General features: G+C 74.9%; 1 protein-coding gene and 1 tRNA gene. Both read right to left on the minus strand.

From position 1 onward, the window contains the following. Positions 1-86: 86 nt before the first annotated feature. Complete coding sequence (locus IE170_RS16825; protein ID WP_373299001.1) at positions 87-1,934, minus strand: SEL1-like repeat protein; 1,848 nt, start codon at positions 1,932-1,934, stop codon at positions 87-89. A gap of 212 nt (positions 1,935-2,146) precedes the next feature. Next, a tRNA-Met gene (locus tag IE170_RS16830) sits at positions 2,147-2,220 on the minus strand. Position 2,221: the final 1 nt, after the last annotated feature.

The raw sequence follows: 2,221 nt of genomic DNA on the forward strand, positions 1-2,221 counted from the left end.
ACCCCACCGTACGTGAGGGATCCCCGCAGATGCAAATCCATGGTGCGCCGCACCGGCCGCCCGGTGGCGGGCACGTGCGGCGCGGGTCAGGCGGAGAGCTCCTCGGCGAGCGCGTCGCGCAGCCGGGCGGCCCGCTCGGCGACCTCGGCCGGCCCGAGCTCCATGGCGCGCAGGCACCACTTCTGCCCCTCCGCGAGGTCGCCGTGCCGCGCGGCGAGCAGGGCCAGGCGCAGCGCGGCCCGGCCGTGCCCCGCGACGGCGGCACGGGTCCACCACAGGGCGGCCTCCGGCTCGTCGCCCTCCCGGGCCAGCAGCAGCCCGAGGTTGAACGCGCCGTTGCGGGAGCCGGCCTCCGCCGCCTCCCGGTACCAGCGGGCCGCGACCGCCGTGTCGCCGCGGGCCGCCGCCAGCATGCCGACCCGGACCTGGGCGCGCCGGTGCCCGAGCTCGGCGGCGCGCTCGTACCACTCCTCGCTCTCGGTGCGTGCGGCGCCGACCGGCTCCCCCAGGGCCGGCGGCTCCGGCGGCGGGGCCAGCGACTCCAGCAGCGCGGCCAGCCGGAACGCTGCTTCGGCGCTGCCGCCGCCGGCCGCGCACCGCAGGTGCCGTTCGGCCGCGCGCTCCTCGCCATCGCGGACGAGGGCGATGCCGACCTGGAGCGCGGCGTCGGTGTGGCCGGCTGCAGCCGCCCGCTCGTACCACTTCAGCGCCGTCCGGTCGTCGTCGCGGCCGGCGTAGAGGATGCCCAGGTTGAAGGCGGCGTCCACGCTGCCCGCCTCGGCGGCCTTGGAGAACCACGGCTCGGCTCCTGCGGCGTCGCCGACCTGGAGCAGCATGATCGCGAGCGCGTTGGCCGCCTCGCGGTGTCCCGCGTAGGCGGCACGGCGGTACCACTGCTCGGCCTGCGCGGTGCGGTCCTGTGCCGCGCACAGCAAAGCAAGGTTGTACGCCCCGTTCTGATCGCCCGCGTCCATGGCGACGCGGTACCACTTCTCCGCGGTCTCGGTCTCCCCGCGGGCGGCGTGCAGGGCGCCGAGCGCGTTGGCGGCGTTGCCGTCGCCGTCCTGGGCGGCGCGCTTCCACCAGGAGACGGCGCCCTCCTCGTCGCCCGCGTCGCGCAGCAGGAAGCCCAGTGCGCAGGCGGCGCGCGCCTCGCCCTGCTTGGCGGAGGTCAGGTACCAGCGCCCGGCCTCCTTGAGCTCGCCGCGGGCCTCCAGCAGGGCTCCCAGGTGCAGGGCGGCGCGCCGGTGCCCGCGGGCGGCTGCCTGCCGGTACCACTGCTCGGCCTCGGCGGGGTCGCCCTTGCGCAGGTGGCGGGCCAGCCGGTAGGCGGCCTCGCGGTGGCCCTGCTCGGCGGCCTGCCGCAGCCAGCGCTCGACTCCCTTGTCGCCGCGGTGCTCCAGGAGTTCGGCGAGCCCGTACGCGCCGAGGGCGTGGCCGGATTCCGCGGCCTGGCGGAGCCAGTACTCGGCGGCGGGCTCGTCGCCGCGCTCGCGGAAGTGGCGGCCCAGGGCGTGCGCGGCGGGGGCGGAGCCGGCGACGGCGGCGACGCGCCACCAGCCGGCGGCCTCCTCGGGGTAGCCGCGCTGGAGGAGCAGGACACCCAGGTTGTTGGCGGCGGCGCGGTCCCCCTCCGCCGTCGCGCCGCGCAGGTACGGCTCGGCCCCGTCCAGGTCGCCGCGGCGCAGCAGGAGGGCTCCGAGGACGCTCATCGCTCCGGGGTCGCCGCGGTCGGCCGCCACGCGGTGGCGCGCCTCCAGTTCGGCGTCGCTCGCCCCGTCGGCCTCGGTGAGGACTTCCTCCGCGAAGCCCGCATCGGACGGGGCGGTCTGCGCGTTAACGACCCGAGCCTCCTCTTTGACTGCTGCACCCGATCCGGTTTCGGCCGACCTCACAAACCGCCCTGTCTCCAGCAGAGTTGACCTGTCCCCCATATATCCCATCGTCGCATCACCTGCTACCCGCGTACACCTGGTATGTCGCAGCCTGTGAGGTCACTACAGCGTTTTGTCGACATGCCCACAGAGAGACAAGTCAAACACGCTCCCACGTCAACTCACCCGTCCCGGCTACCTCATGCCCCGACGCATCCATTCCGGACATGACGAAGGCCCGGATCCCATGGGATCCGGGCCTTCGTTTTCAGTAGCGGGGACAGGATTTGAACCTGCGACCTCTGGGTTATGAGCCCAGCGAGCTACCGAGCTGCTCCACCCCGCGT

It is taken from the genome of Streptomyces toxytricini, assembly GCF_014649915.1.
Classification (GTDB): Bacteria; Actinomycetota; Actinomycetes; order Streptomycetales; family Streptomycetaceae; genus Streptomyces; species Streptomyces toxytricini.

Excerpts from the sequence above, each read along its gene's own strand:
- IE170_RS16825 (WP_373299001.1), bottom strand. The coding sequence starts at position 1,934 with ATGGGGGACAGGTCAACTCTGCTGGAGACAGGGCGGTTTGTGAGGTCG.